Annotated in this window: 19 protein-coding genes and 1 pseudogene; 16 read left to right on the top strand and 4 right to left on the bottom strand. The window is 71.5% G+C overall.

What is annotated here, in order from left to right; genetic code table 11:
* The first annotated feature begins 41 nt into the window (after window positions 1-41).
* Window positions 42-755 carry a hypothetical protein gene (locus OG819_RS23180; protein ID WP_266624174.1) on the top strand — a complete coding sequence of 238 codons (714 nt, stop codon included), beginning with the start codon at window positions 42-44 and terminating at the stop codon, window positions 753-755.
* Here OG819_RS23180 and OG819_RS23175 read toward each other — a convergent pair.
* Window positions 698-1462 carry a hypothetical protein gene (locus tag OG819_RS23175; protein ID WP_266624175.1) on the bottom strand — a complete coding sequence of 255 codons (765 nt, stop codon included), beginning with the start codon at window positions 1460-1462 and terminating at the stop codon, window positions 698-700. The genes OG819_RS23180 and OG819_RS23175 overlap by 58 nt on opposite strands.
* Before the next feature lie 85 nt (window positions 1463-1547).
* On the opposite strand from OG819_RS23175, the gene OG819_RS23170 reads away from it, so the two are divergent.
* The 8 genes and pseudogenes from OG819_RS23170 to OG819_RS23135 all read left to right on the top strand — a co-directional run bounded on the left by OG819_RS23170 (window position 1548) and on the right by OG819_RS23135 (window position 13468).
* On the top strand, window positions 1548-2330 hold the full coding sequence (locus tag OG819_RS23170) for an adenosylcobinamide-GDP ribazoletransferase (protein ID WP_266624176.1): 783 nt from the start codon (window positions 1548-1550) through the stop codon (window positions 2328-2330).
* A 175-nt stretch (window positions 2331-2505) separates the two neighbouring features.
* A complete protein-coding gene (locus tag OG819_RS23165) occupies window positions 2506-4026 on the top strand; it encodes a leucyl aminopeptidase (RefSeq protein WP_266624177.1) in 1521 nt (506 codons plus the stop codon).
* A gap of 258 nt (window positions 4027-4284) precedes the next feature.
* A complete protein-coding gene (gene lpdA, locus OG819_RS23160) occupies window positions 4285-5673 on the top strand; it encodes a dihydrolipoyl dehydrogenase (RefSeq protein WP_266414664.1) in 1389 nt (462 codons plus the stop codon).
* Between the two features lie 92 nt (window positions 5674-5765).
* A pseudogene (gene sucB / locus OG819_RS23155) lies at window positions 5766-7576 on the top strand (2-oxoglutarate dehydrogenase, E2 component, dihydrolipoamide succinyltransferase).
* 567 nt (window positions 7577-8143) lie between these two features.
* On the top strand, window positions 8144-8767 hold the full coding sequence (locus tag OG819_RS23150) for a GntR family transcriptional regulator (protein WP_266414659.1): 624 nt from the start codon (window positions 8144-8146) through the stop codon (window positions 8765-8767).
* A gap of 254 nt (window positions 8768-9021) precedes the next feature.
* Window positions 9022-11724 carry a pyruvate dehydrogenase (acetyl-transferring), homodimeric type gene (gene aceE / locus OG819_RS23145; RefSeq protein ID WP_266651064.1) on the top strand — a complete coding sequence of 901 codons (2703 nt, stop codon included), beginning with the start codon at window positions 9022-9024 and terminating at the stop codon, window positions 11722-11724.
* Window positions 11725-11845: 121 nt separating this feature from the next.
* Entirely contained in the window at window positions 11846-12859 is a 1014-nt protein-coding gene (locus OG819_RS23140) for a YafY family protein (RefSeq protein ID WP_266651063.1), read from the top strand.
* A gap of 90 nt (window positions 12860-12949) precedes the next feature.
* Entirely contained in the window at window positions 12950-13468 is a 519-nt protein-coding gene (locus OG819_RS23135) for a DUF4240 domain-containing protein (protein WP_266634265.1), read from the top strand.
* Between the two features lie 335 nt (window positions 13469-13803).
* Here the strand turns inward: OG819_RS23135 and OG819_RS23125 are convergent, their stop codons facing one another.
* On the bottom strand, window positions 13804-14613 hold the full coding sequence (locus OG819_RS23125; protein ID WP_266624182.1) for a peptidoglycan recognition protein: 810 nt from the start codon (window positions 14611-14613) through the stop codon (window positions 13804-13806).
* A 187-nt stretch (window positions 14614-14800) separates the two neighbouring features.
* On the opposite strand from OG819_RS23125, the gene OG819_RS23120 reads away from it, so the two are divergent.
* Window positions 14801-15985: a MarP family serine protease gene (locus OG819_RS23120; protein ID WP_266624184.1), complete on the top strand. Its 1185-nt coding sequence runs from the start codon at window positions 14801-14803 to the stop codon at window positions 15983-15985.
* Window positions 15986-16381: 396 nt separating this feature from the next.
* Here the strand turns inward: OG819_RS23120 and OG819_RS23115 are convergent, their stop codons facing one another.
* Window positions 16382-16870, bottom strand: coding sequence for a GNAT family N-acetyltransferase (locus OG819_RS23115; RefSeq protein WP_266651062.1), 489 nt, complete (start codon window positions 16868-16870; stop codon window positions 16382-16384).
* 71 nt (window positions 16871-16941) lie between these two features.
* Here OG819_RS23115 and OG819_RS23110 point away from each other — a divergent pair, with 71 nt between their 5' ends.
* Both OG819_RS23110 and OG819_RS23105 read left to right on the top strand, forming a co-directional pair.
* Window positions 16942-17868 (top strand): TIGR01777 family oxidoreductase, encoded by a 927-nt coding sequence (locus OG819_RS23110; protein WP_266624188.1) that lies wholly within the window; start codon window positions 16942-16944, stop codon window positions 17866-17868.
* A gap of 337 nt (window positions 17869-18205) precedes the next feature.
* A complete protein-coding gene (locus tag OG819_RS23105) occupies window positions 18206-19558 on the top strand; it encodes an NAD(P)/FAD-dependent oxidoreductase (RefSeq protein WP_266651061.1) in 1353 nt (450 codons plus the stop codon).
* Between the two features lies 1 nt (window position 19559).
* Here the strand turns inward: OG819_RS23105 and OG819_RS23100 are convergent, their stop codons facing one another.
* Entirely contained in the window at window positions 19560-20999 is a 1440-nt protein-coding gene (locus OG819_RS23100) for a regulator (protein WP_266651060.1), read from the bottom strand.
* A 305-nt stretch (window positions 21000-21304) separates the two neighbouring features.
* Between OG819_RS23100 and lipB the strand changes: the two genes are divergently transcribed.
* From lipB to OG819_RS23080, 4 genes are all read left to right on the top strand, one after another.
* On the top strand, window positions 21305-22102 hold the full coding sequence (lipB, locus tag OG819_RS23095) for a lipoyl(octanoyl) transferase LipB (RefSeq protein ID WP_266624198.1): 798 nt from the start codon (window positions 21305-21307) through the stop codon (window positions 22100-22102).
* A gap of 298 nt (window positions 22103-22400) precedes the next feature.
* A complete protein-coding gene (gene lipA, locus OG819_RS23090) occupies window positions 22401-23366 on the top strand; it encodes a lipoyl synthase (protein ID WP_266624200.1) in 966 nt (321 codons plus the stop codon).
* A gap of 315 nt (window positions 23367-23681) precedes the next feature.
* Window positions 23682-23879, top strand: coding sequence for a hypothetical protein (locus tag OG819_RS23085; RefSeq protein ID WP_054229278.1), 198 nt, complete (start codon window positions 23682-23684; stop codon window positions 23877-23879).
* 89 nt (window positions 23880-23968) lie between these two features.
* Complete coding sequence (locus OG819_RS23080; protein WP_101405563.1) at window positions 23969-24670, top strand: DUF4191 domain-containing protein; 702 nt, start codon at window positions 23969-23971, stop codon at window positions 24668-24670.
* The last annotated feature ends 60 nt before the right edge of the window (window positions 24671-24730 follow it).

Raw genomic sequence — 24730 nt, 5'->3', positions numbered from 1 at the left:
GGACAGAGGACCGGGACGGCAGGACAGATGGGGACCGCTGCATGAACACCGTCGCCCGCCTCGCCCGCGCCGAATGGGGACTGATCTACGTCACCGTGCGCGAGGCACTCGCCAGGAAGGGTTGGCGGGCGATTCCGGTGACGCTCACAGCCGTCTGTCTGACGGCCGTCCTCCAGTTCGTCCAGAACCAGCCCTGGGGCTTCCGGTTCGTCCAGGACATCGGTTCCGTACGGGCCGAGGAGCCGCTGTGGCTCGACCTGCTGCGCACACCGCTCTCCCTGTTCGTGCCGGCCCTCGACCTGCCGGTGTGGGGCGCGCTGCTGCAGGTCCTCGTCGTGTTCGGGATCGCCGAGATCTGTCTGGGCTGGTGGCGGATGCTCGTCATCGCGTACGCCACCACGCTGGCCGGCACGCTCTACGCGCGCGTGGCGATCTCACTGGGCCCGGGCACTCCGCTGGGGCTGCCCGTGACGGACGCGCAGGTCGTGGACACCGGTCCCTCGGCGGCCGTGGTCGGCCTCGCCGTCTTCGTCGCCTGGCGCTATCACGCGTACTGGACGGCGTGGGGGGTGATCGCGGCGATGGTGATCGAGGTGGCGTTCAAGGGGAACCTCGCGGGCAAGGAGCACATCGCCGCGCTCGTCGCGGTCCTCGTGCTCTACGGGATCTCGATCCTGCGTCACCGCCGCCGCCACCGTCATCGGCGGCCGGGCAGCGGCCGGACGGGATCGGGTTTCCCGCCGATCCAGTCCTGAAGCTTGCGGCGTGGGCCCAACCAGCGCCGGTCGTGGTGGTAGGCGCGCAGGACCGACCTGGCCCGGGCGCGCGGCCTGCGGCGGTAGAAGCGCCTGGCCCACGGCGAGACCGGGCGGGCCAGCCGGACGGCGCCGATGAGGGCGACGAACGGGACGATCACGCCGAAGATCGCCATGCGGGCCTTGCCCTTGCTCAGGGCGAGCAGGGCGAAGAGGAAGTTCACGGCGACGCTCAGGATGACCCCGCCGCGGTCCTGGAGTTCCCCCTGGGTCATGTCGTTGACCCCGAACGGCAGGAAACCGCCGAGCACCAGGCCGACGAGGGCCGCCGTGACCAGGACGACCTCGACGCTCTTGCGGCCCTCCTCACTCCAGTACACGTCGTCGAGGTGCAGGATCAGCGCGAACTCGTCGAGCACCAGCCCGGCGCCCATCCCGAACACCACCGCGAACAGGGCGGCGCCGAAGCCGCCGTGCCGGGAGCTGGCCACCGCGCCGAAGCCGCCGATCACGGTCAGGACGACACCGGGCACGACGTGGTGGATGTGCAGACCGCCCGCCTTGACGTTGCCGAACGGACCCTTGCCCGCGCGGATGAGGCGGACGATGACGCGGGTGATCACAAAGGTCAGCACGAAGGAGGCGAGTGCCAGCAGAAGCGGAAGCTTTCCCGGTTCGATGATGTTCCTCTGCAACCAATGACCCATATTGCGCACTTTATCCGCGGCTCTCGTGCCCGGCCGCCGCACCCGTCCTCGGCCGGCCCGCCACCGCCCCGGGTACCCTGCGCCGATGTCCAGGACCCCTCTCCCCCACGGCCTCCGCTTCGCCTTCGGCACCCTGACCGTGCTCCCCGTCACGGTCACCCGCTGGGACCGTGAGGCGGCGCGCGGCGGAATGCTGTGCGCCCCCGTCGCCGGGCTGGTCGTCGGGGCGGGCGCGGCCCTGGTGGGCGTGACGCTGCTCGCGATGGGCGCGGGCCCGCTGCTGGCCGCCGTCGCCACCGCCGCCGTACCGGCCGCGCTCACCCGCGGTCTGCATCTCGACGGGCTCGCCGACACCGCGGACGGCCTCGGCAGCGGCAAGCCCGCCGAGGACGCGCTGCGGATCATGAAGCAGTCCGACATCGGCCCGTTCGGCGTGCTCACCCTGCTCTTCGTGCTGATGGCGCAGGTCGCCGCGCTCTTCCAGGCCTACGAGGCCTCGTGGGGCCGGGGTGTGCTCGCGGCCGTCGTCTCGGCGACCGCGGCCCGTCTCGCCCTCACCCTGGCCGCGCGCACCGGGGTGCCCCCGGCCCGCCCCGAGGGCCTGGGCGCCGCGGTCGCGGGCACGGTGCCCGTGCGCGGCGCGCTGCTGGTGGCCCTCGCCGTCGTCGGCGCGGCGGCGGGCGCCGGCGCGCTCCTCGGCTCGTACGACCTCGTACGCGCCCCGCTGGCCGTTCTCGCCGGCTGCGCGAGCGCCGAACTGCTCCTGCGCCACTGCACACGCCGCTTCGGCGGCATCACCGGCGACGTCTTCGGCGGCCTCGCGGAGACGGCGGCGACCACCGCCCTCGTGGTGCTTTCCCTCGGCTGAACTTCCAGCGAGCGTAGGAATGAGCGAAACCCCGCGGCGCGCGTAGGCTCGTCCCGAATATGTGGCACCCAGGTAAAGACACTCCCTGAGGCCGGATCTAGGGTCATTCGTCAGGGCCCGGTCGACCCATCCCTATTCGGCCGCAGCAAAACAATGGAAGCGAGATCTCACCACAGTGACTGCTCTGACTCTCAGCACCGCCGCGGCGTCCGGCCTGCGGGCCGACGCGATCGTCGTCGGTGTAGCGAAGGGCGCCAAGGGCCCGGTCGTCGCACCGGGTGCCGAGGCCGTGGACAAGGCGTACGACGGCGCACTCGCCGGAATCCTGGAGACCCTCGGCGCATCCGGCGGCGAGGGTGAGGTGACGAAGCTGCCCGCACCGACCGGCTTCAAGGCGCCCGTCGTCGTGGCCGTCGGACTGGGAGCCGTCCCGGAGAACGACGACACGTTCAGCGCCGAGGCGCTGCGCCGCGCGGCCGGTGCCGCGGCCCGCGCGCTCGCCGGTGCCAAGAAGGCCGTCTTCGCCCTGCCGATCACCGACGCCGCCGACGCGGGCGTCCTGGCGGAGGGCGCGGCGCTCGGCGCGTACGCCTTCGACGCCTACAAGGAGAACGGCAAGGACGCGAAGAACGGCAAGGCTCCCCTCGCCGAGGTCACGCTGCTCGGCGGCAAGCCCCGGGACGCGGCGTACAAGGCGGCCCTCGCGCGCGCCACCGCCGTGACCGAGGAGCTCAACCGCGCCCGCGACCTCATCAACACCCCGCCGAACGACCTCTACCCCGAGGCCTTCGCCGCCGTCGCCACCGCCGCCGGCAAGGAGCACGGCATCAAGGTGCAGGTGCTCGACGAGAAGGCCCTCCAGAAGGGCGGCTACGGCGGCATCCTCGGCGTCGGCGCGGGCTCGGCCGCCGCTCCCCGCCTGGTGAAGCTGTCGTACACCTCCCCGAAGGCGACCAAGCACCTCGCGTTCGTCGGCAAGGGCATCACCTACGACTCGGGCGGCATCTCCCTCAAGCCCGCCGGGCACAACGAGACGATGAAGTGCGACATGAGCGGCGCGGCGGCGGTCTTCGCCGCCGTGGTCTCCGCGGCGCGTCTCGGCCTCGAGGTCAACGTCACCGGCTGGCTGGCGCTCGCCGAGAACATGCCCTCCGGTTCCGCCACCCGCCCCGGTGACGTGCTGCGCATGTACAGCGGCAAGACCGTCGAGGTCCTCAACACCGACGCCGAGGGCCGTCTCGTGCTCGCCGACGCGCTGTGGAAGGCGTCGGAGGAGAAGCCGGACGCCATCATCGACGTGGCGACGCTGACCGGAGCGATGGTGCTCGCGCTCGGCAACCGCACCTTCGGTGTGATGGCCAACGACGACGCGTTCCGTACGGCGATCGTCGAGGCCGCCGAGGAGGTCGGCGAGGAGTCCTGGCCGATGCCGCTGCCGGAGCACCTGCGCAAGGGGATGGACTCCCCGACCGCCGACATCGCCAACATGGGTGAGCGGATGGGCGGTGGTCTGGTCGCCGGTCTGTTCCTGAAGGAGTTCGTGGGCGAGGGCATCACGTGGGCGCACCTGGACATCGCCGGGCCCGCGTTCAACGAGTCCGGCCCGTTCGGCTACACGCCGAAGGGTGGTACGGGGTCCGCGGTGCGGACGCTGGTGCGGCTCGCCGAGCTGACCGCCTCGGGCGATCTCGGCTGAGCGAGTCCCGCGGTCGCGGGTGATTCGCGGCCGACGCGCGGTACCCCCGGGCCCCGACAAGGGCGCGGGGGTACCGCCGTATTCGGACAGTGCGACGTCTCACACACGGGCCCGGCGTCTCGAACGCTCCCGACAAGTGCGAAGATGGGTTCTCGGCAGGACAGGGCCCCCACCACAGGGCCGAAGAAGAGCGGCCGGACACCAGCCGCCGACCGGTCACTGGAGACCGGCGTGGCGCACATGCATGGAGGACGTGACGTGGCGAACGACGCCAGCACCGTTTTCGACCTAGTGATCCTCGGCGGTGGCAGTGGCGGTTACGCCGCGGCGCTCCGCGGGGCGCAGCTGGGTCTGGACGTCGCCCTGATCGAGAAGGACAAGGTCGGCGGTACCTGCCTGCACCGGGGATGCATCCCCACCAAGGCCCTGCTGCACGCGGGCGAGATCGCCGACCAGGCCCGCGAGAGCGAGCAGTTCGGCGTCAAGGCCACCTTCGAGGGCATCGACGTCCCGGCCGTCCACAAGTACAAGGACGGGGTCATCTCGGGCCTGTACAAGGGTCTGCAGGGTCTCATCGCGTCCCGCAAGGTGACGTACATCGAGGGCACGGGCCGCCTGTCGTCCCCGACCTCCGTCGACGTGAACGGCCAGCGCATCACGGGCCGCCACGTACTGCTGGCGACCGGCTCCGTGCCGAAGTCGCTGCCGGGCCTGGAGATCGACGGCGACCGGATCATCTCCTCCGACCACGCGCTGGTCCTGGACCGCGTCCCGCAGTCCGCGATCGTGCTCGGCGGCGGCGTCATCGGCGTCGAGTTCGCCTCCGCGTGGAAGTCCTTCGGCACCGACGTGACGGTGATCGAGGGCCTCAAGCACCTCGTCCCGGTCGAGGACGAGAACTCCTCCAAGCTTCTTGAGCGCGCGTTCCGCAAGCGTGGCATCAAGTTCAACCTGGGCACCTTCTTCTCGAAGGCCGAGTACACCCAGACCGGTGTCAAGGTCACCCTCGCCGACGGCAAGGAGTTCGAGGCCGAGGTGCTGCTCGTCGCCGTCGGCCGCGGCCCGGTCTCGGCCGGTCTCGGCTACGAGGAGCAGGGCGTCGCGATGGACCGCGGCTATGTCCTGGTCGACGAGTACATGCGGACGAACGTCCCGACCATCTCCGCCGTCGGTGACCTGGTCCCGACGCTCCAGCTCGCGCACGTCGGCTTCGCCGAGGGCATTCTGGTGGCGGAGCGTCTGGCGGGTCTCAAGTCCGTTCCGATCGACTACGACGGCGTTCCCCGGGTGACGTACTGCCACCCCGAGGTCGCCTCCGTCGGCATCACCGAGGCCAAGGCCAAGGAGATCTACGGTGCGGACAAGGTCGTCGCCCTGAAGTACAACCTGGCGGGCAACGGCAAGAGCAAGATCCTCAACACCGCCGGCGAGATCAAGCTCGTCCAGGTGAAGGACGGTGCCGTGGTCGGCGTCCACATGGTCGGCGACCGCATGGGCGAGCAGGTCGGCGAAGCCCAGCTGATCTACAACTGGGAGGCGCTGCCCGCCGAGGTCGCCCAGCTCATCCACGCCCACCCGACGCAGAGCGAGGCGCTCGGCGAGGCCCACCTGGCCCTCGCGGGCAAGCCGCTGCATTCGCACGACTGATCCAGTCCCCGGCTGATTTCAGTTACCGCGTCGCCCCTGGGCGCGACGACGACCACAGACTTCCGCACCATTCGTAAGGAGCAACAGAAACCATGCCGGTTTCCGTAACCCTTCCGGCGCTCGGTGAGAGCGTCACCGAGGGCACTGTCACTCGCTGGCTGAAGGCCGAGGGCGAGCGCGTCGAGGCCGACGAGCCGCTGCTCGAGGTGTCGACCGACAAGGTCGACACCGAGATCCCCTCCCCCGCCGCCGGTGTGCTCGCGTCCATCAAGGTCGCCGAGGACGAGACGGTCGAGGTCGGCGCCGAGCTGGCCGTCATCGACGACGGCACGGGCGCGCCCGCCGCCGCCCCCGCTCCGGCCGCCGAGCCCGTGGCCGCCCCGGCCCCGGTCGCCCCGGCCCCGGTCGCCGAGGCCCCCGCGGCCCCGGCCGCTCCGGCCCCCGCCGCCGCCCCGGCCGCTCCGGCCCCCGCCGCCGCCCCCGCCGCTCCGGCCGGTGGCGCCTCCGGCACCGACGTCGTGCTGCCCGCGCTGGGCGAGTCGGTCACCGAGGGCACCGTCACCCGCTGGCTCAAGGAGGTCGGCGAGGAGGTCGCGGAGGACGAGCCGCTGCTCGAGGTCTCCACGGACAAGGTCGACACCGAGATTCCCGCGCCGGTCGCCGGCGTGCTGCTGGAGATCGTGGTCGCCGAGGACGAGACCGCCGAGGTCGGCGCGAAGCTCGCCGTCATCGGTGCCCCGGGCGCGGCTCCGGCCGCCGCTCCTGCTCCCGCGGCTCCGGCCCCCGCCGCTGCGGCCCCGGCCCCGGCCGCCCCCGCGGCTACGACGCCCGCCCCGGCTCCGGCCGCCCCGGCCGCCCCGGCCGCTCCCCGGCTCCGGTCCAGGCCGCCGCCCCGGTCGCGCCCGCCGCGCCCGCCCCCGTCACCCCGGCTCCGGCGCCCGCCGCCACCGCCGTTGACGACGGCGCGTACGTGACCCCGCTGGTGCGCAAGCTCGCCGCCGAGAACGGCGTCGACCTGGCCGCCGTCAAGGGCACCGGCGTCGGCGGTCGTATCCGCAAGCAGGACGTCATCGCCGCCGCCGAGGCCGCGAAGGCCGCCGCCGTTGCCCCGGCTCCGGTCGCTGCCGCTGTGACTGCCGGTGGCCATGCGGCCAAGAAGGCGCCGACCCTGGAGGTCTCCCCGCTCCGCGGTCAGACCGTCAAGATGACCCGCATCCGCAAGGTCATCGGCGACAACATGGTGAAGGCCCTGCACGAGCAGGCCCAGCTGTCCTCGGTCGTCGAGGTCGACATCACCCGTCTGATGAAGCTCCGCGCGCAGGCGAAGGACTCCTTCGCGGCCCGCGAGGGCGTCAAGCTCTCCCCGATGCCGTTCTTCGTGAAGGCGGCGGCCCAGGCGCTGAAGGCCCACCCGGCCGTCAACGCCCGGATCAACGTGGACGAGGGCACGATCACCTACTTCGACACCGAGAACATCGGTATCGCGGTGGACTCGGAGAAGGGCCTGATGACTCCGGTCATCAAGCACGCGGGCGACCTGAACATCGCCGGTATCGCCAAGGCCACCGCCGACCTGGCGGGCAAGGTCCGGGCGAACAAGATCACTCCGGACGAGCTGTCCGGCGCGACCTTCACCATCTCCAACACCGGCTCGCGCGGCGCGCTCTTCGACACGATCATCGTGCCGCCGAACCAGGTCGCGATCCTCGGCATCGGTGCCACGGTCAAGCGTCCGGCCGTCATCGAGACGGAGGAGGGTACGGTCATCGGCGTCCGCGACATGACGTACCTGACGCTCTCCTACGACCACCGTCTGGTGGACGGCGCCGACGCGGCCCGTTACCTGACCGCGGTCAAGGCGATCCTGGAGGCGGGCGAGTTCGAGGTCGAGCTCGGCCTGTAACAGCCCCCGCTCGCGCGCTGCCCCCGTCCGGAACCTTCCGGACGGGGGCTTCGCGTTTCCCCTCCGAGTCACCGCGGCCGACGTGCCCGAACTTCTGCGCGCCGTCCGGCTTGACGAAGACACACGCGCCGCCGGAGGCGTCCGAGGTACCGTGGGCCCGCGTCACACCCGGCTGCGCGGCCGCCCCCGTGTCCACGGGCCCGCACGCTGCCACGGCCACGACCGCCCCGGCCGCCGCTGCCCAGCGAAATCCCCGCTTCCGTCCCCATCCGCCCATGCCGACCCCCTGCCGTTCACGCGAGCCCCGGGGGGGAGCCCCCGCGCCGAAACCCCTGTGCCGACCCACACACCGTGCGGGGTCCGCGGGTTCTGTGGGTGACACGGACGTGACGCCTCCGGATCCCACCCGGTACGGGTCTTTACAGCCGTGGCCGCTCTGACAGCGTGTAAGTCTCGTCTCACCTGCAGGAAAGCGCCCCCGTGCGCCTCTCCCCGACAGGGCTGCGGCCTTATTGTCTAAAGGTCAACGCCCTAGGGGCCGGCCCGCCCCGAGTGAAGGAGCCCGTCATGACCGCGCCCGTCGTCCACTCGCTGCGCGAACAGATCCGCCAGCACATCGTGGAGGGGATCGTCAGCGGGCGCTGGAAGCCGGGCGAGCGGATCGTCGAGCGGCGGATCGCGACCGAGCTGGAGGTCAGCCAGACCCCGGTCCGGGAGGCGCTGCGCGAGCTGGAGTCGCTGCGGCTGATCGAGTCGGCGCCCAACAAGGGCGTACGCGTGCGCAACCTGACGGCCGCCGACCTGGAGGAGAGCTACCCCGTACGGGCCGGTCTGGAGGCCATCGCGGCCGAACTGGCGGCCGAGCGGCTCGCCCAGGACTGCTCGGCCCTGGAGCCGCACGTCGCGGCGCTGTACGAGGCCGACCGGCTGTCGGACGGCACCGGCCAGGTCCGCCACACCGTCGCCTTCCACCGCGAACTCGTGCGCGCCGCGGGCAACTCCGTCCTCCTGCACACCTGGGAGGGCCTGGGCATCGAGGTCTTCACCGCCCTGTCCATCCGCTGGCTGGGAACCGTCCAGCAGTCGTACGCGGAGGAGCACGAGGCGCTCGTGGACGCCTTCCGGCGCCGGGATCCACTGATCGCCGACCTGGTGAAGGCACACGTGCTGGGCTGCGCGCCGCGCCCGTGACACAGCCGAGCACACCCACGCTCACCTGGGGAAACCCTGGGAATCCAAGGCACCCGGTGCCTGCCGTCAAGGCACCCCGTGCCGACTTTCGCGATACGAAGAGGTTTTCGGCTTCAACCCTTTGATCGATCATCGATCAGGGAGTTAGAGTCATCGGTGGGCTTTCACCAGAGCCCGCCGCCCTGTCCTGCCAAAGACAAAGGGCACCCGAACAACCCTCGTAGGGAACCCCTTCGACTCCGGAAGGCGGCGCAATGACCGACCCCACCGCTATCCAGCCGAGCGAGCTCGACCAGCTCCCGGACCGCGACCCCGAGGAGACCGCCGAATGGCAGGCCTCCCTGGACGCCGTCACCCAGGCGGCCGGGCCGCACCGTGCCGCGTACCTGATGCGCCGCACCCTGGAGCGCGCCCAGGGCAACGGTCTCGCGCTGCCCAAGCTGCTTGAGACCGACTACGTCAACACCATCCCCACCGCCGCCGAGCCCAGCGTGGACGGCGACGCGGCGATGGAGGCCCGGATCACCGCCTGGAACCGCTGGAACGCGGCGGCGATGGTGACCCGGGGCGCGAAAGCCGGCGTCGGCGGCCACATCGCCACCTTCGCCTCCGCGGCCTGGCTCTACGAGATCGGCTTCAACCACTTCTTCAAGGGCAAGGAAGGGGACGGCTCCGGCGACCAGCTCTACATCCAGGGCCACGCCTCCCCCGGCATCTACGCCCGCGCCTTCCTCGACGGCCGGCTGAACGAGCAGCAGCTCGACAATTTCCGCCAGGAGGCGGGCGGCAACGGCCTCCCGTCGTACCCGCACCCGCGGCGCCTGCCCTGGCTCTGGGAGTTCCCGACCGTCTCGATGGGCCTCGGCCCGCTGTCGGCGATCTACCAGGCGCGCTTCAACCGCTATCTGACCAGCCGCGGCATCAAGGACGTCTCGCAGTCCCACGTGTGGGCGTTCCTCGGCGACGGCGAGATGGACGAGCCGGAGTCGACGGCCGCACTCACGCTCGCCTCCCGCGAGGGCCTGGACAACCTGACCTTCGTCATCAACTGCAACCTGCAGCGCCTCGACGGCCCGGTCCGCGCCAACTTCAAGATCGTGCAGGAGCTGGAGGCCCGGTTCCGCGGCTCCGGCTGGAACGTCGTGAAGTCGCTGTGGGGCTCGGCCTGGGACGAGCTGTTCCAGCTCGACACCACGGGCGCGCTCGTACGCCGTCTGCGCGAGGTACCCGACGCTCAGGTACAGACGTACCAGACCCGCGACGCCGCCTACATCCGCCAGGACTTCTTCGGCTCCGACCCGGCCCTCGTCGAGATGGCGAAGCTGCTCAGCGACGACAAGATCCTTGAGTGCTTCCACATCTCCCGCGGTGGTCACGAGCCGCGCAAGGTGTACGCGGCCTACCGCGCCGCCCTCGCCCACAAGGGCGCGCCGACGGTGATCCTGGCCCAGACGGTCAAGGGCTTCACGCTCGGCAAGGGCTTCGCGTCCAAGAACGCCAACCACCAGATGAAGAAGCTGTCGGTGGACGAGTTCAAGCAGATGCGTGACCTGCTCGAACTCCCCATCTCCGACAGCCAGTTCATCGACGGCGTGGTCCCCTACGGCCACCCGGGCACCGACGCCCCCGAGGTCCGTTACCTCCAGGAGCGCCGCGCGGCCCTCGGCGGCCCGGCCCCGGCCCGCCGTACGCACGCCCTCGCCCCGCTGCCCGCCCCCGCCGACAAGGCGTTCGCGTCCTTCGACAAGGGCTCCGGCTCGCAGAACATCGCGACGACGATGGCCTTCGTACGCCTGGTCAAGGACCTGGTCCGCGACAAGCAGACCGGCAAGCGCTGGGTGCCGATCGTCCCCGACGAGGCGCGCACCTTCGGCATGGAGAGCCTCTTCCCCTCCCTCGGCATCTACTCGCCCAAGGGCCAGACGTACGAGCCGGTCGACCGCGACCAGCTGATGTACTACAAGGAGGCCACAGACGGCCAGATCCTCAACGAGGGGATCACCGAGGCCGGCTCCATGGCGGACTTCATCGCCGCGTCCACCGCGTACGCCACGCACGGCGAAGCGATGATCCCCTTCTACATCTTCTACTCGATGTTCGGCTGGCAGCGCACGGCCGACCAGATGTGGCAGCTCGGCGACCAGCTCGGCCGCGGCTTCCTGGTCGGCGCCACGGCCGGCCGTACGACGCTGACGGGCGAGGGCCTCCAGCACGCCGACGGCCACTCCCCGGTCATCGCCGCGACCAACCCGGCCGCCCTGTCCTACGACCCGGCGTTCGCGTACGAGATCGCGACGATCGTCAAGGACGGTCTGCGCCGGATGTACGGCGAGGCGGCCCCGGGCGAGGACTCGAACGTCTTCTACTACCTGACGGTCTACAACGAGCCGATGCCGCAGCCCGCCAAGCCGGGCGGCCTCGGTGTCGACGAGGGCATCGTCAAGGGCCTGTACCGCTTCAACACGGCCGAGTCGGCGGGCCTGTCCCCCGTCGCCAACGCCCCGCGCATCCAGCTGCTGGGCTCCGGCACGGCGATCCACTGGACCCTCGAGGCGCAGAAGCTGCTCGCCGAGGAGTGGGGCGTGGCCGCCGACGTGTGGTCCGCGACCTCCTGGACGGAGCTGCGGCGCGACGCGCTGGAGGCCGACGCGGCCCTGCTGCGCGGCGAGGAGCGGGTGCCGTTCGTCCGCCGGGCGCTGCAGGGCGCCGAGGGCCCGGTCCTCGCGGTCTCCGACTACATGCGCCAGGTCCCGGACCAGATCGCGCAGTGGGTCGAGCAGGACTACTCCTCGCTCGGTGCCGACGGCTTCGGCATCTCCGACACCCGTGCGGCGGCCCGTCGCCACTTCGGCGTCGACGCGCAGTCGATCGTCGTCGCGGCGCTGGCGCAGCTGGCACGGCGGGGCGAGGTCAAGGCGTCCGCGGTGAAGGAAGCGCGGGAGCGCTACGGGCTCTGACGGTCGGCCTGTTTCATGAGGGGCGCGGTGGCTACGGCCGCCGCGCCCTTCGGCGTTCCGGGGCACCCTCGGCCTTCCGGCGCGCCCCTTCGTTGTCAGTGGGGCCCGGCATCATGGCCGTATGCGCGCTGCCCGCCTGATCAAGATGGTGCTGCTGCTCCAGTCGCGGCCGTCGATGACCGCCGCCGAGCTGGCGCGGGAGCTCGAGGTGTCCGAGCGGACCATCACGCGGGACGCGCAGGCGCTGTCGGAGGCGGGCATTCCGGTGTACGCCGATCGGGGCAGGACCGGGGGCTATCGCCTGATCGGCGGCTACCGCACCAGGCTCACGGGCCTGGCGCGGACGGAGGCGGAGGCGCTGTTCCTGAGCGGCGTGCCGGGGGCCCTGCGGGACATGGGTCTTCAGGACGCCGCCTCGGCCGCCCGTCTGAAGGTGTCCGCCGCCCTCCTCCCCTCCCTGCGGGACGCCTCGCTGGCGGCGGGACAGCGGTTCCATCTGGACGCGCCCGCCTGGTTCAACGAGCCGGAGACGCCCGAGCTGCTGCCCGCGATCGCGGAGGCGGTCTGGGACGACCGTCGGATCATCGCGGGGTACCGACGCGGGACGGCCGAGGTGGAGCGGGTCCTCGAACCGTACGGGCTCGTGCTGAAGGCGGGGATCTGGTACCTGTGCGCGCGGGTGCCCGAACCCGGGCAGGACGGACCCCGGCAGGACGGACCCGGCCCCTTCCGGGTCTACCGCATCGACCGCTTCACCCAGTTGCGGCCCTCCGCGGAGTGCTTCACCCGGGAGGCGGGGTTCGACCTGTCCGGGTTCTGGGCCGAGCGGGCCGGGCAGTTCGCGCGGTCCATCCTGCGGGCGCAGGCCGTCGTGCGGCTGTCTCCGGAGGGCGTGCGGAGACTTCCGTACGCCGTCGACCCCGCGTCCGCGAGACAGGCGCTGGGCGGGTGCGGTGACCCCGACGGGCGGGGCTGGGTGACGGTCACCCTCCCCGTCGAGTCCGAGGAGGTCGCCCATGCGCAACTGACGGGGCTCGGGCCCGAGGTGGAGGTGCTCTCGCCTGCGGCGCTGCGGGACCGTTTCGCGGGGGACGCGGTACGGCTGGCGGCGCTGTACCGGGAAAACGCCTCGTAGCCCGCGGTTTTACCGTCGGCATGTGCACGCATAACAATCTGCGGCACTCCGCGTGCGTCACTCCCGTTCAGGCCCGATGCTGGACCCGTGATGGACGAGACGGAGTTCTGGGAGCTGGTGGACACGACCCGCGAGGCCGTCGAGGGCGACCCCGAGGACCACGCCGACCTGCTCGTGGAGCGGCTCGTCCAGCTGGACCCGGACGCCGTGCTCGACTTCGCCCGTCACTTCGAGGCCCGCTACAACCGCGCCTACCGCTGGGATCTGTGGGGCGCGGCGTGGGTCCTGCTCGACGGGGTGAGCGACGACGCCTTCGACTTCTTCCGCTGCTGGCTGATCGGCCAGGGCCGGGAGGTCTTCGAGGGCGCGATGCACGATCCCGACGCGCTCGCCGACCTCCTGGAGGACTTCGACGAGGATCTCGACGGGGACGGTGAGGAACTCGGTTACGCCGCGGACGAGGCGTACGAGCAGCTGACCGGGGTCGTCTCGCCCGACCTCGGCATTCCGCCGGCGCCGCCCGAGCCGGAGGGTACGCCGCTCGACTTCGAGAACGAGTCCGTGCTCTCCGAGCGCTATCCCAGGCTGTGGGAGCGCTTCAGGGGCTGAGGCAGTGTGGCGTACGGGGTGACGTACGGGAGGTGTGTCCCGTGGTTCTCGTGGGCGTGGTACGGGGGTGCGGCGTTGGCTCGGTCCAGTGCCGAGGCGGTGGCCGCGGCGGGCCCACGAGGACCGCCACCACGGCGCACGCCACGGTCCACGGGGTCCGCAAAGCGGTGTTCCAACCCCCCGCACCGGCCGCCTTGTTCGCCTTGCCCGTCTTCTCAGTACGCCTGCTGCTCATCTTCCCCACCTCCAGTCGGCTGTTACGAGAAGAACGTTAGAGAGCGGCGATCTGAGACACCGTTGACCCGACTGTGGCCTGTCTGTGAACACGTTCGTGGTCAGCGGCCCTGGAGGTGGGCGGCTCGGGCTCGGATGTGGGGGAGTTGGGACGTCAGCGCGGCGCCGGGGCAGTTGGTCATGAAGCCGGCGTCGTGGCCGGCCAGCGTGGGCAGGACCGCACCCGTACCGGCGGAGTACCGGCTGAGGTCGTTGCTGGAGACGAGCCGCACCGTGGCACGGGGGTCCACGTCGGACAGCCCCAGCTTCCACGCCGCCAACGCGGCGATCGCCTCGGTCATCGCCCGCGGCACCGGCGTCCCCGCCCCGAAGGTACCGATGGCCGCGATCCCCGCGGTGCCATGGTTGAACCCCTGCGTATGCGCACCGGTGACGGCCCGCTCGACCCCTCCCGCCCGCCCTTCGTAGATCGTGCCGCAGCGGTCGACGAGGAAGTTGTACCCGATGTCGTCCCACCGCCGGACACCGGTCTGACCGTCGTAGAGGGAGCGGATGATGCGGGGCACGTCGGCGCACTCGTACGCGTTCGGCGAGTCGGTGTGGTGCACGAAGACCGCGACGACGTGGTCGTCGTAGCGGGCGGGCGGCTGCGCGCGTGTGCTCCTGGCGTCCAGCCACCGCGACCGCGGCACGATGACCGGCCGCACCGCGCGGTGCGTGACCGCGGACTGCGGCGCGGCCGCCGGCCGTTCGGGCACGACGACCTTCCGGTCCACCCCGGCCACACACACCACCAGCGCGAGCACGGCGAGCAGACCGGGCACGCACCCGAGCACGACGGCGGCGCGCCGCGCCCGCACCCTCGGCGTGGGCCGCGTCCATGCCCCCCACGCTTTTCGGAAGACACGCATGGAGCCACCCTGGCCCGGTTCCGATCCCTCCGCGATGTGTGCTGTGCCACCTGGTGGAACCATCGTCCTGGTCCGGGACGTTTTTACAGGTCCACGCGCGCTCGGCCGTTTCCCGGCTCCCCGCGCGCGTGCCTGATCACTGGGCCCGCCCCACACGTACTAAGGGGCCCAAGAGAAAGGCGGCTCCGTGGACCTGCTCGACATCCTGCTGTTGCTGGTGATCCTTGCTTACGCGGCGTCCGGCTACCGGCGCGGGCTGGTCGCCGGCTGTGTCTCGCTGGCCGGTTTCGTCGGCGGTGCCGTCATCGGCGTATGGGTGTTGCCGTGGATGATGGACCTGGTCGCGGCGGGGACGTCGGCGGCGACGGTGACGGCCGTGCTGACGGTGCTGGTGCCTGCTGTGGTGGGCCACGAGCTGGCGGGCCGGCTGGCGCTGAAACTGCGCCGCGAGCTGGACCAGGGGCCGCTGCGGGTGGCCGACGGGATCGGCGGCGCGGCGGCGAACACGGTGGCGGTGCTGCTGGTGGCCTGGGTGGCCGCGAGCGTCCTGGGAGCCTCCTCGTCCACCCTCATCACCCAGTCGATCAGCAACTCCGCGCTGCTGGGCGCGGTACAGAACGCGATGCCGGACACCACGCCCACCTGGTTCTCGCGGGCCACCTCGGCGCTGACGGAGGCGGGTTTCCCGCAGGTCTTCAACCCGTTCGAGAACGAGCCGACGACGAGCGTCGCGAAGCCCTCCGGCGACAGCGTCACCGCGGCCGCGACGAGCGCCGCCAAGCTCAGCACGGTGAAGATCGAGGGCGCCGCGGGCAACCAGGGCCGGGAGGGCAGCGGGTTCGCGTACGCGGCACAGCATGTGATGACCAACGCCCATGTGGTCGCGGGCATCGACAACCCGACCGTGCGGGTGGGCGGTGTGGGCCGCGCGTACCCGGCGCGGGTGGTGTTCTTCGACCCTCGCAAGGACGTCGCGGTCCTGTACGTACCGGACCTCAGGGTCCCCCTTCTCCGCTTCGACGACAGCGCCAAGCGCGGCGACTCCGCGGTCGTCGCGGGCTATCCGCAGGACGGCGGTCTGGATCTCCAGGCGGCCACGGTCGCGAACCGGATCAACGCGCGGGGCCAGAACATCTACAGCTCGAGCATGGTCACCCGGGAGATCTACTCGATCCGCTCCACCGTCCGCCCCGGCAACTCCGGCGGCCCGCTCCTCACCACCGACGGCAGGGTGTACGGCGTCGTGTTCGCCCGCTCCACCTCGGACAACGAGACGGGTTACGTCCTGACGGCCGACGAGGTCGCGGGCGACGCCCGGCGCGCGGCGACCGCGACGACCCAGGTGGACACGGGCGACCTGATCACCTCTTGACGTCCTCTCCAGCCCGCGGGCTGGAGATTCCGGTCCCTACCGCTTCGCGGCACCACCTTGGATTCCTGCTTCACGGGTCCGCGCCAGTCCGTGAGGATCGGTCTTACCAGACCTCCACAGGCCTGACTTCCCGCCCGTCCGGCGGTAGGTCCGACAACCGCGTTGTCCGACAAGGCGATAGTGCCATGGCTCTGCGGCCCTCCGGGCCGCGAGGGCGAGGATGCCCTACACCTCCACCCTGAAGGCTGGAGCACTGGGCAAGTGTTCGGTAGCCGTCGGCCCCGGGGCGGTCGACTTCGGGGCGGTCGACTTCGGGGCGGTCGACTTCGGGGCGGTCGACTTCGGGGCGGTCGACTTCGGGGCGGTCGGCTTCGGGGCGGTCGGCTTCGGGGCCGCTCAGAGAAAGCGGCCCATGAACACGTCGTCGACGTACTCGCCGTCGAGCAGGAACTCCTCGGGCAGGACGCCCTCCACCTCGAAGCCCTCGGACTCGTACAGCTTCCGTGCCGGGGTGTTGTGGCCGAGGACGCGCAGGGTGATCCGCCGGGCGCCCTGGCGTCGGGCCTCGTCCTGCACGGCCCGCAGCAGCGCCCGTCCGACGCCCGTGCCGCGCGCCTCCTCGGCGACGGCGAGTCCCTGGATCTGCCGGACGTGGGAGTTGGAGGCGAGGGGCGTGGGATAGCCCAGCTTGATGTAGCCGACGAGGACGCCGTCGAGTTCGGCCACGTGGTGGTCCCGGGGGCCGAACCGCTCGTTGTAGAAGGATTCGTACGGCGGCTGGGGACGCGGCTTGACGGCGTGCAGGGTGGACCAGGTGGCGCGGTCGAGACGGCCGAGCGCGTCCTCGTCGTCGAGGGTGGCGATGCGTATCTGTGGTACCGGCATGCAGGTCACTGTACGGCGGCCCCGTGGAGTCCCGGCCGGTGTTTCCCCGGTGCGCGCGGCAGGATGGGCGCATGAACGACTCACCGCTTGCCCCGGATTCCCCTAGGTCCCGTGTCGCGATCGCCGGCGCGTCCGGCCTGATCGGTTCGGCCCTGACGCGCTCCCTGATCGCGGACGGACACGAGGTGGTCCGCCTCGTACGGCGTGCGCCCCGCGGGACGGACGAGCTGCGGTGGGACCCGGACAGGCAGCGGATGGACACCGGGGGGCTCGCCGGGTGCGCGGCGGTGGTCAACCTCGCGGGGGCGGGGGTCGCTTCACGGCGGTGGACGGACGCGTACAAGCGGAAGATCCGGGACAGCCGGGTGCGGGGGACGGCGACGCTGGCCGAGGCGGTGGCCTCGCTCGACGAGCGGCCGCGGGTGTTCGTCAACGGGAGTGCGATCGGGTTCTACGGCGAGACGGGCGACCGGGTGGTGGACGAGTCGGCGCCGCCCGGGGAGGGTTTCCTTCCCTCCGTCTGCGTGGCGTGGGAGGGGGCCGCGGCGCCGGCCCAGGAGGCGGGTGTCCGTACCGTCTTCGCCCGTACGGGGCTGGTGGTGGCGCGGGAGGGCGGGGCGTGGGGGAAGCTGTTTCCGCTCTTCAAGGCGGGTCTCGGTGGGCGGATGGGAGACGGCCGGCAGTACTGGAGCTACATCTCCCTCCATGACGAGGTGGCCGCGATCCGGCACCTCATCGACACGTCGTCGGTGTCCGGGCCGGTAAATCTCACCGCGCCGACGCCTCTCACCAACCGGGAGATCACCGAGGCGATGGGGCGCGTCCTGCACCGGCCGACCGTCTTCGCCACCCCGGCTCCCCTCCTGCGCCTCGCCCTCGGCGACATGTCCGGCGACATCCTGGGCAGCCAGCGCGTCCACCCCTCCCGCCTGCTGTCCTCGGGCTTCACCTTCGCGTTCCCGTCGATCGAGGGGGCGTTGCGAGCGGCCCTGCGCTGACAAGCGTCTTTCGCCCCCGCCGCCCCTACCCGTCCCATCCTCAACCTGAGGGCTCCGCCCCCAGCCCCCCGATCGGCCCTGAACGGCCTCGTCCTCAAACGCCGGACAGGCTGAAAGATGCGGGGCGCAGCCCCGCCCCAGGGGCGCGGGGAACTGCGCGGTCCACCCCCACGCACCCGCGGACAGGGAACCCGTGCACCCCCATGCGACCGTGCACGCCCGACGCGCGACTGTCCACGGCCCTCCGCGCACCTACCTTCGAACCGAACTCGGGTATCCCCGGAGCCCGTTGGGGGCATGACGTCTCCACCGGCCGCGCAACCTCGAGGAGGGGCACGTGCTAGAGCCCGTAAGCAAGGCGGACGTGGACGTCGTCATCGTCGGGGCCGGAGCCGCGGGACTCGCGGCCGCCCAGCACCTGACCAGGGCGGGCCTCACGACGAAGGTTCTGGAGGCCGCACCCACAGTGGGCGGCCGCATGACGACGGAGAAAGTGGACGGCTTCCGGCTCGACCGCATCGGCCGGCTCCTGTCCACCTCGTATCCCGAACTGCACCACACCCCGGGGCTGAACACCCTGGCCCTGCGCCGGTTCTCCCCGGGCGTGCTGCTGCACAGCGACGGCCGTCACCACCGCGCCGCCGCCCCCGTCATCCCCCGGAGCGCAAGGGGCGCACTCACCGTCGCGCGCGCCCTCGCAAGCGCCCCCCGTCTCCCCCGGAGCCAAGCCTCCCGCCCCGGCCCCCTCGGCGGCCACCTCGACCAGACCCGCCTGGCGACCGCTCTCGCCCGCCTGGCCGTCACTCCACCCGAACGCCTCCTCACCCGCCCGGACCTCCCCACCGCACAGGCGCTGACCACCCGTGGTCTCCCGCCCCGTACGGTCGACGGTTTTCTGCGCCCCTTGCTCGCCGCACTCCTGTGCGACCCCACCCTCGCCACCTCCAGCCGCGCCGCCGATCTGGCGCTGCATTCGTTCGCGTCGGGCCGGCTGTGCCTGCCGGAGGGCGGCGCGGACACCCTGCCGGAACTCCTCGCCGCCTCCCTGCCCCCGGGCACCGTCCACACCGGTGTCGAGGTCACCGCGGTCTCCACGACCACCGTGACGACGAAGGACCACGGCGAACTCACCTGCCGGGCCATCCTGCTGGCGACCGGAGCCCGCGCCGCGGCCCGGCTGCTGCCCGGTCTGCGCGTCCCGGCCTTCCATCCGGTGACGGTCCTGCACCACACCACGGACGAGCCCCCGTTGACCGACCCCGCTCTGCTCCTGGACGCCGACCGCAGCGGCCCGGTGGCGCAGACGGCGGTCATCAGCCAGGTCGACCCCTCCCGCGCCCCCGCCGGACGGGCGCTCGTCTCCTCGACGGTGCTGGGCACTCCCCCGGCCGCCGCCCATCTGGACACCGCGGTCCGCGCCCAACTGGCCCGCCTCTACAGGACGTCGACGACCCGCTGGGAACTCCTCGCGGTCCACCAAACCCGTGACGCGGTCCCCGCGATGCCCCCGCCGCACGACCTGCGCCGCCCTGTACGCCTCCTGGCGGGCCTGTACGTCTGCGGGGACCACCGGGACACCGGAACGGTCCAGGGCGCCCTGCATTCGGGCCGCCGGGCCGCCCACGCCCTTCTCATGGACCTGGGCGCCCGTCCGGCCGCGGCGGAGGAGCGTCTGGAAACGGCGGCGTGAGTCAGCCCAGGGCCGCCACCCGATCCCGGTAGCCCCGTACGGGTGCCGCATCCCGGTACGGTTCGAGCCGCCGCTCGAAGTCCCGTACGTACTCGACGGCCCGGACCGACCGCATCTCCGCCGCCTGCCCCGCGGCCTCCGCGCCCAACTGGCAGGCCTGGTCGAGCTCCCCGAGCCCGAGCCGTGCCGAGGCGAGCACCACCCGGCAGAACAGCCGGCTGCGCGCGAACCCGGGCGCCCGCAACTGCAGCGAGCGCTCGGCGTGCTGCGCCGCGGCCCGGTACTGCTGCAGATCCCGGTGGCAGTGCCCGAACTCGTCGGCGAGCTGCGCCTCGTCGAAGAACCGCGCCCAGGGCGGGGCCTCGTCCCCCGGCCGGGCGGATTCGAGGGCCCGCTCGGCACGCACCAGCGACGCCGTGCAGGCCCGCACCTCCCCGAGGACGCCGTGCCCGCGCGCCTCCACGGAGTGCAGCAGCGCCTGGACGACGGGCGGCACGGACGAGCCGACGCCCTGCTGGGCGACCCGGGCGAGCTGCACGGCCTCCCGCCCGTGGCCGAGGTAGACCGCCTGCCGGCTCATGGTGACCAGGACGTACGAGCCGTACGCCCGGTCCCCGGCCGCCTGCGACAGCCGCAGCGCCTGTACGAAGTAGCGCTGCGCGAGCCCGTGCGCGGCGATGTCGTACGAGGTCCAACCGGCGAGGCGGGTGAGGTCGGCGGCGGCCGCGAACAGGCGCCGTCCGGTCTGCTCGCCGTACACGCCGCGCAGCATCGGCTCGGCCTCGTGCTCCAGGTAGCGGACCAGGGCCTGGCGGGCGTGGCCGCCGCCGTAGGCGTGGTCGAGGGCGCGGAACAGTTCACCGACCGACAGAAGGGCGGCGATGTCCCCGCCGGTGACCTTCTGGCCGGGTCCACGTTCGGTCTGGCCGCGCTGGCGGGGGACCGCGGGGCGCCCCTGGGCAGGGACGCGCGCGGCGGCCTGGTCGCCCCGGCTCACCCGGTCGTCGGCCCGTCCGATGAGCCAGTCGCGGCTGGGGACGACGAGTCCCGCCGGGGTGAAGGCGATCTTGCGGAGTTCGGCGTGGCTGCCGGAGTCCTTGCGCCACAGGCCGCTGACGATGTCGACGGCCTCCTCGGGGGTCGCGGCGAACTCGAGGCCCGCGTAGACGGGTGCGCAGGCGTCGAGCCCGAGGTCCTGCGCGGTGAGGCGGCGGCCGAGGCGCCTGGTGAACACCTCGGCGATGAGGGCGGGCGTGGTGCCGCGGGGCTGCTGCCCGCGCAGCCACCGCGTCACCGATGTCTTGTCATATCTCAGGTCAAGTCCGTGTTCGAGGCCGAGCTGGTCCACGCGACGGGCGAGACCTGCGTTGGAGAACCCCGCTTCTGCGATGAGCGCGGCGAGCTGGCGATTGGGAGTGCGCTGCGCGGGTCGTTCCGTCATCTGCGGTGCGGTCTCCTGCCTTCCGGACATCACTGGGTGCCCGGATTGCCTGTGAGCAGCCCTTATGGCCTCGTGGACGGCGCGAATGTAGCGGAGAGTAAGCACCCGATCGCACATTTCGACATCCATTCATCCGATCGTGTGAGGATTGACCGCTGGGCTGACGCGTGCGGCCCGGACGTACAGTGGCGTGGGCGCGTTACGTACCTGACGAAAGGTTCTTTCGCCTGCCGGACAACGGGCCCGTCGGATGCCGTACCAAAGGTTCTGAAGGTTCTGAGGCTTCTTCTAGGGAGGCGCTTGCCGTGAGTGAGTTGCGGTTCGTCCGCATGGGATTCGGTGCCGAGGCCGTGGAGTACCAAGAGGCCTGGGACGAGCAGCGCCGTGTGCATGCCGCCCGTTTCCTGGACGAGGTCCCCGACACCTGCCTGCTCCTGGAGCACCCGCCGGTCTACACGGCGGGCCGGCGCACGGCGGAGAACGAACGGCCCCTCGACGGCACGCCCGTGGTCGACGTGGACCGCGGCGGCAAGATCACCTGGCACGGGCCCGGACAGCTCGTGGGCTACCCGATCCAGAAGCTGCCGCGCCCGGTGGACGTGGTGGCGCACCTGCGGCGGCTCGAAGAGGTCATGATCCGCGTCTGCGCCGATTTCGGCGTCGAGACCAGCCGGGTGGAGGGCCGGGCGGGCGTCTGGGTCCTGGGCGACCCCGTCGACTCACGCCCCTCGCTCGGCGGGCTCTCCCTCGACTTCGACCCGCGGCTGACGGACGAGGAGTTCGACCCCCGCCTGAACGGGCCCGAGTACGCGCCCTCCAACGCCGGGCAGCGGCGCGAGGACCGGAAGATCTGCGCCATGGGCATCCGGGTCGCCAAGGGCGTCACGATGCACGGCTTCGCCCTGAACGTGAATCCGGACACATCCTCCTTCGACAAGATCATCCCGTGCGGGATCCGGGACGCGGGGGTGACGTCCCTGGCGTACGAGCTGGGGCGCGACGTCACCATCGCGGAGGTGCTGCCGGTCGCCGAGAAGCACCTGCGCGACGTCCTGGAGAACGCGGACCTGCGCCCCCGCGAGGTCGAACGGGCCTCGGCCTGACGGATGCCGCGCAGCCCCGATCCCCCGCCCGTCCGAAGTGGCCCGGCTGCGGGCCGGTGGGGGTTGCTCGCGCAGTTCCCCCCGCATCTCAGCCCGTCCGGCGTTTGAGGACGAGGCCGTCAGGCCGATGCGGGGGCCTGGGGGCGGAGCCCCCGGGGATGGGACCGGTAGGGGCGGCGGGGGCGAGGGAACCCCCGGGAATGCACCCCCGGCCCGCAAGGTTGCCCACCACGGGGACCGAGAACCATACGGGCGTACCCTGGTGTACGCCGAAGAATCGAAGCTACAGGGAGCCGATGTGTCCGCAGTCGCACCCGACGGACGCAAAATGCTGCGCCTGGAGGTCAGGAACGCCCAGACCCCCATCGAGCGCAAGCCCGAGTGGATCAAGACCCGGGCGAAAATGGGCCCCGAGTACACGAAGATGCAGAACCTCGTGAAGAGCGAGGGCCTGCACACGGTCTGCCAGGAGGCGGGCTGTCCCAACATCTACGAGTGCTGGGAAGACCGCGAGGCCACATTCCTCATCGGCGGCGACCAGTGCACCCGGCGCTGTGACTTCTGCCAGATCGACACGGGCAAGCCGGAGGCACTCGACCGCGACGAGCCCCGTCGCGTCGGCGAGTCCGTGGTCACGATGGACCTGAACTACGCCACCATCACCGGCGTCGCCCGCGACGACCTGGAGGACGGCGGGGCGTGGCTGTACGCCGAGACGGTCCGCCAGATCCACCGGCAGACCGCGGAGCGCGAGGCGGGCCGCACCAAGGTCGAGCTCCTCGCCCCCGACTTCAACGCCGAGCCCGCCCAGCTCGCCGAGGTCTTCTCGTCCCGCCCGGAGGTCTTCGCGCACAACGTCGAGACGGTCCCCCGGATCTTCAAGCGCATCCGCCCGGGCTTCCGCTACGAGCGCTCGCTGAAGGTCATCACCGAGGCGCGGGACTACGGTCTGGTCACGAAGTCGAACCTCATCCTCGGCATGGGCGAGACCCGCGAGGAGGTCAGCGAGGCCCTCACGCAGCTGCACGAGGCGGGCTGCGAGCTGGTGACCATCACGCAGTACCTGCGTCCCTCCGTGCGCCACCACCCCGTGGAGCGCTGGGTCAAGCCGCACGAGTTCGTGGAGCTGAAGGAGGAGGCCGAGCAGATCGGCTTCTCCGGTGTCATGTCGGGCCCGCTGGTGCGCTCCTCGTACCGCGCCGGCCGGCTGTACCAGATGGCCGTCGAGAAGCGGGGCGCGTTCGTCGCCTCGCAGGCGGTCTGAACACCCGTACAGACCAGTGCGGGCGACCCAATTGGAAACGCCGTAAGACCCGAGCGGTGGCACTCAGTGCCACCGCTCGCGTGTGAATCGGCACACAAGCAACTCCCCTCACAATGTGGCCAATTCACCGCGCTGCCGACTGTCCGCGCAGATGGGGACAGGAGTCAGGACGGCGTCAGGACGGAGACCCGACGCATCAAGGCTTCATTGGTGTTTGACCGGTCGGTCACGCCCTGGTAACACCAATCAGTGACCCTGGTCTTACGCCACGTACCGCCCCGTCCAGAGCCGCCATCCCGAGGGGGGACCTCCATCATGCAGGCCGCGCCCGTACGCGCCACCGCCATCCCGTCGTTCACCGATGCACTCCGTGCCGTCGAGTCGCTGCTCATGAGCAGTGGCCAGCGCACCGCCCGCCGCAACGCCTGGACCTCCGTCCTGGAGGACCGCCGCCGCGCCAAGGACCGGGTCGAGGCACAGCGCGTGCTGGAGTCCGTGGCGACGCGTTCGTAGCCGTCGCCGGACCCTCCGTGCGGGCACTGCCGCCGCCCGCCCGGACACTGCCGTCGTCGGCACTTGTCGGGCCACGTAGACTTCGTGGCATGGCGAGGAAGGAAACTGCAGCGGACGCTGCGAACCCCGGGCGACTCAAGCAGATCGCCCTGACCTACAAGATGACTCGCAAGGCCGACTCCAAGATCGGTCTTGTACTCGCGGCAGTCGGAATCGTCACCTTCGGTGTCTTCCTCGCGATCGGCCTCTTGATCGACCACCCGTACTACCTGGGCATTCTCGGCCTTCTGCTCGCCTTCCTCGCGACGGCGATCGTCTTCGGGCGCAGGGCCGAGCGAGCCGCCTTCGGACAGATGGAGGGTCAGCCCGGCGCCGCAGCGGCCGTGCTGGACAACATCGGCCGGGGCTGGACCACGACTCCTGCGGTGGCGATGAACCGCAGCCAGGACGTGGTGCACCGTGCGGTCGGCAAGGCCGGCATCGTGCTGGTGGCCGAGGGCAACCCGAACCGGGTGAAGAGCCTGCTGGCGGCCGAGAAGAAGAAGATGGCGCGGATCGTCGCCGATGTGCCCGTGCACGATGTGCTCGTGGGCACCGGTGAGGGTCAGGTGGGGCTCAAGAAGCTCCGCACGACGATGCTGAAGTTCCCCCGCGTCCTGACCGGCCCGCAGGTGACGGCCACCAACGACCGGTTGCGCGCGATGGGCGACCTGATGAGCAACATGCCCCTTCCGAAGGGTCCGATGCCCAAGGGCATGCGGATGCCGCGCGGCGGACCGAAGGCCCGCTGACACTCCTCTGAGCAGAGTTACGACGATGGGGGCGCCCGGATCACTCCGGGCGCCCCCATC

This window comes from Streptomyces sp. NBC_01549, from assembly GCF_026339955.1.
GTDB lineage: Bacteria > Actinomycetota > Actinomycetes > Streptomycetales > Streptomycetaceae > Streptomyces.
This window is presented reverse-complemented; position numbering and strand designations above follow the sequence as displayed.

Excerpts from the sequence above, each read along its gene's own strand:
- OG819_RS23180 (WP_266624174.1), top strand. The coding sequence starts at position 42 with ATGAACACCGTCGCCCGCCTCGCCCGCGCCGAATGGGGACTGATCTAC.
- OG819_RS23175 (WP_266624175.1), bottom strand. The coding sequence starts at position 1,462 with ATGGGTCATTGGTTGCAGAGGAACATCATCGAACCGGGAAAGCTTCCG.
- OG819_RS23170 (WP_266624176.1), top strand. The coding sequence starts at position 1,548 with ATGTCCAGGACCCCTCTCCCCCACGGCCTCCGCTTCGCCTTCGGCACC.
- OG819_RS23150 (WP_266414659.1), top strand. The coding sequence starts at position 8,144 with ATGACCGCGCCCGTCGTCCACTCGCTGCGCGAACAGATCCGCCAGCAC.
- aceE (WP_266651064.1), top strand. The coding sequence starts at position 9,022 with ATGACCGACCCCACCGCTATCCAGCCGAGCGAGCTCGACCAGCTCCCG.
- OG819_RS23140 (WP_266651063.1), top strand. The coding sequence starts at position 11,846 with ATGCGCGCTGCCCGCCTGATCAAGATGGTGCTGCTGCTCCAGTCGCGG.
- OG819_RS23135 (WP_266634265.1), top strand. The coding sequence starts at position 12,950 with ATGGACGAGACGGAGTTCTGGGAGCTGGTGGACACGACCCGCGAGGCC.
- OG819_RS23125 (WP_266624182.1), bottom strand. The coding sequence starts at position 14,613 with ATGCGTGTCTTCCGAAAAGCGTGGGGGGCATGGACGCGGCCCACGCCG.
- OG819_RS23115 (WP_266651062.1), bottom strand. The coding sequence starts at position 16,870 with ATGCCGGTACCACAGATACGCATCGCCACCCTCGACGACGAGGACGCG.
- OG819_RS23110 (WP_266624188.1), top strand. The coding sequence starts at position 16,942 with ATGAACGACTCACCGCTTGCCCCGGATTCCCCTAGGTCCCGTGTCGCG.
- OG819_RS23100 (WP_266651060.1), bottom strand. The coding sequence starts at position 20,999 with ATGACGGAACGACCCGCGCAGCGCACTCCCAATCGCCAGCTCGCCGCG.
- OG819_RS23085 (WP_054229278.1), top strand. The coding sequence starts at position 23,682 with ATGCAGGCCGCGCCCGTACGCGCCACCGCCATCCCGTCGTTCACCGAT.
- OG819_RS23080 (WP_101405563.1), top strand. The coding sequence starts at position 23,969 with ATGGCGAGGAAGGAAACTGCAGCGGACGCTGCGAACCCCGGGCGACTC.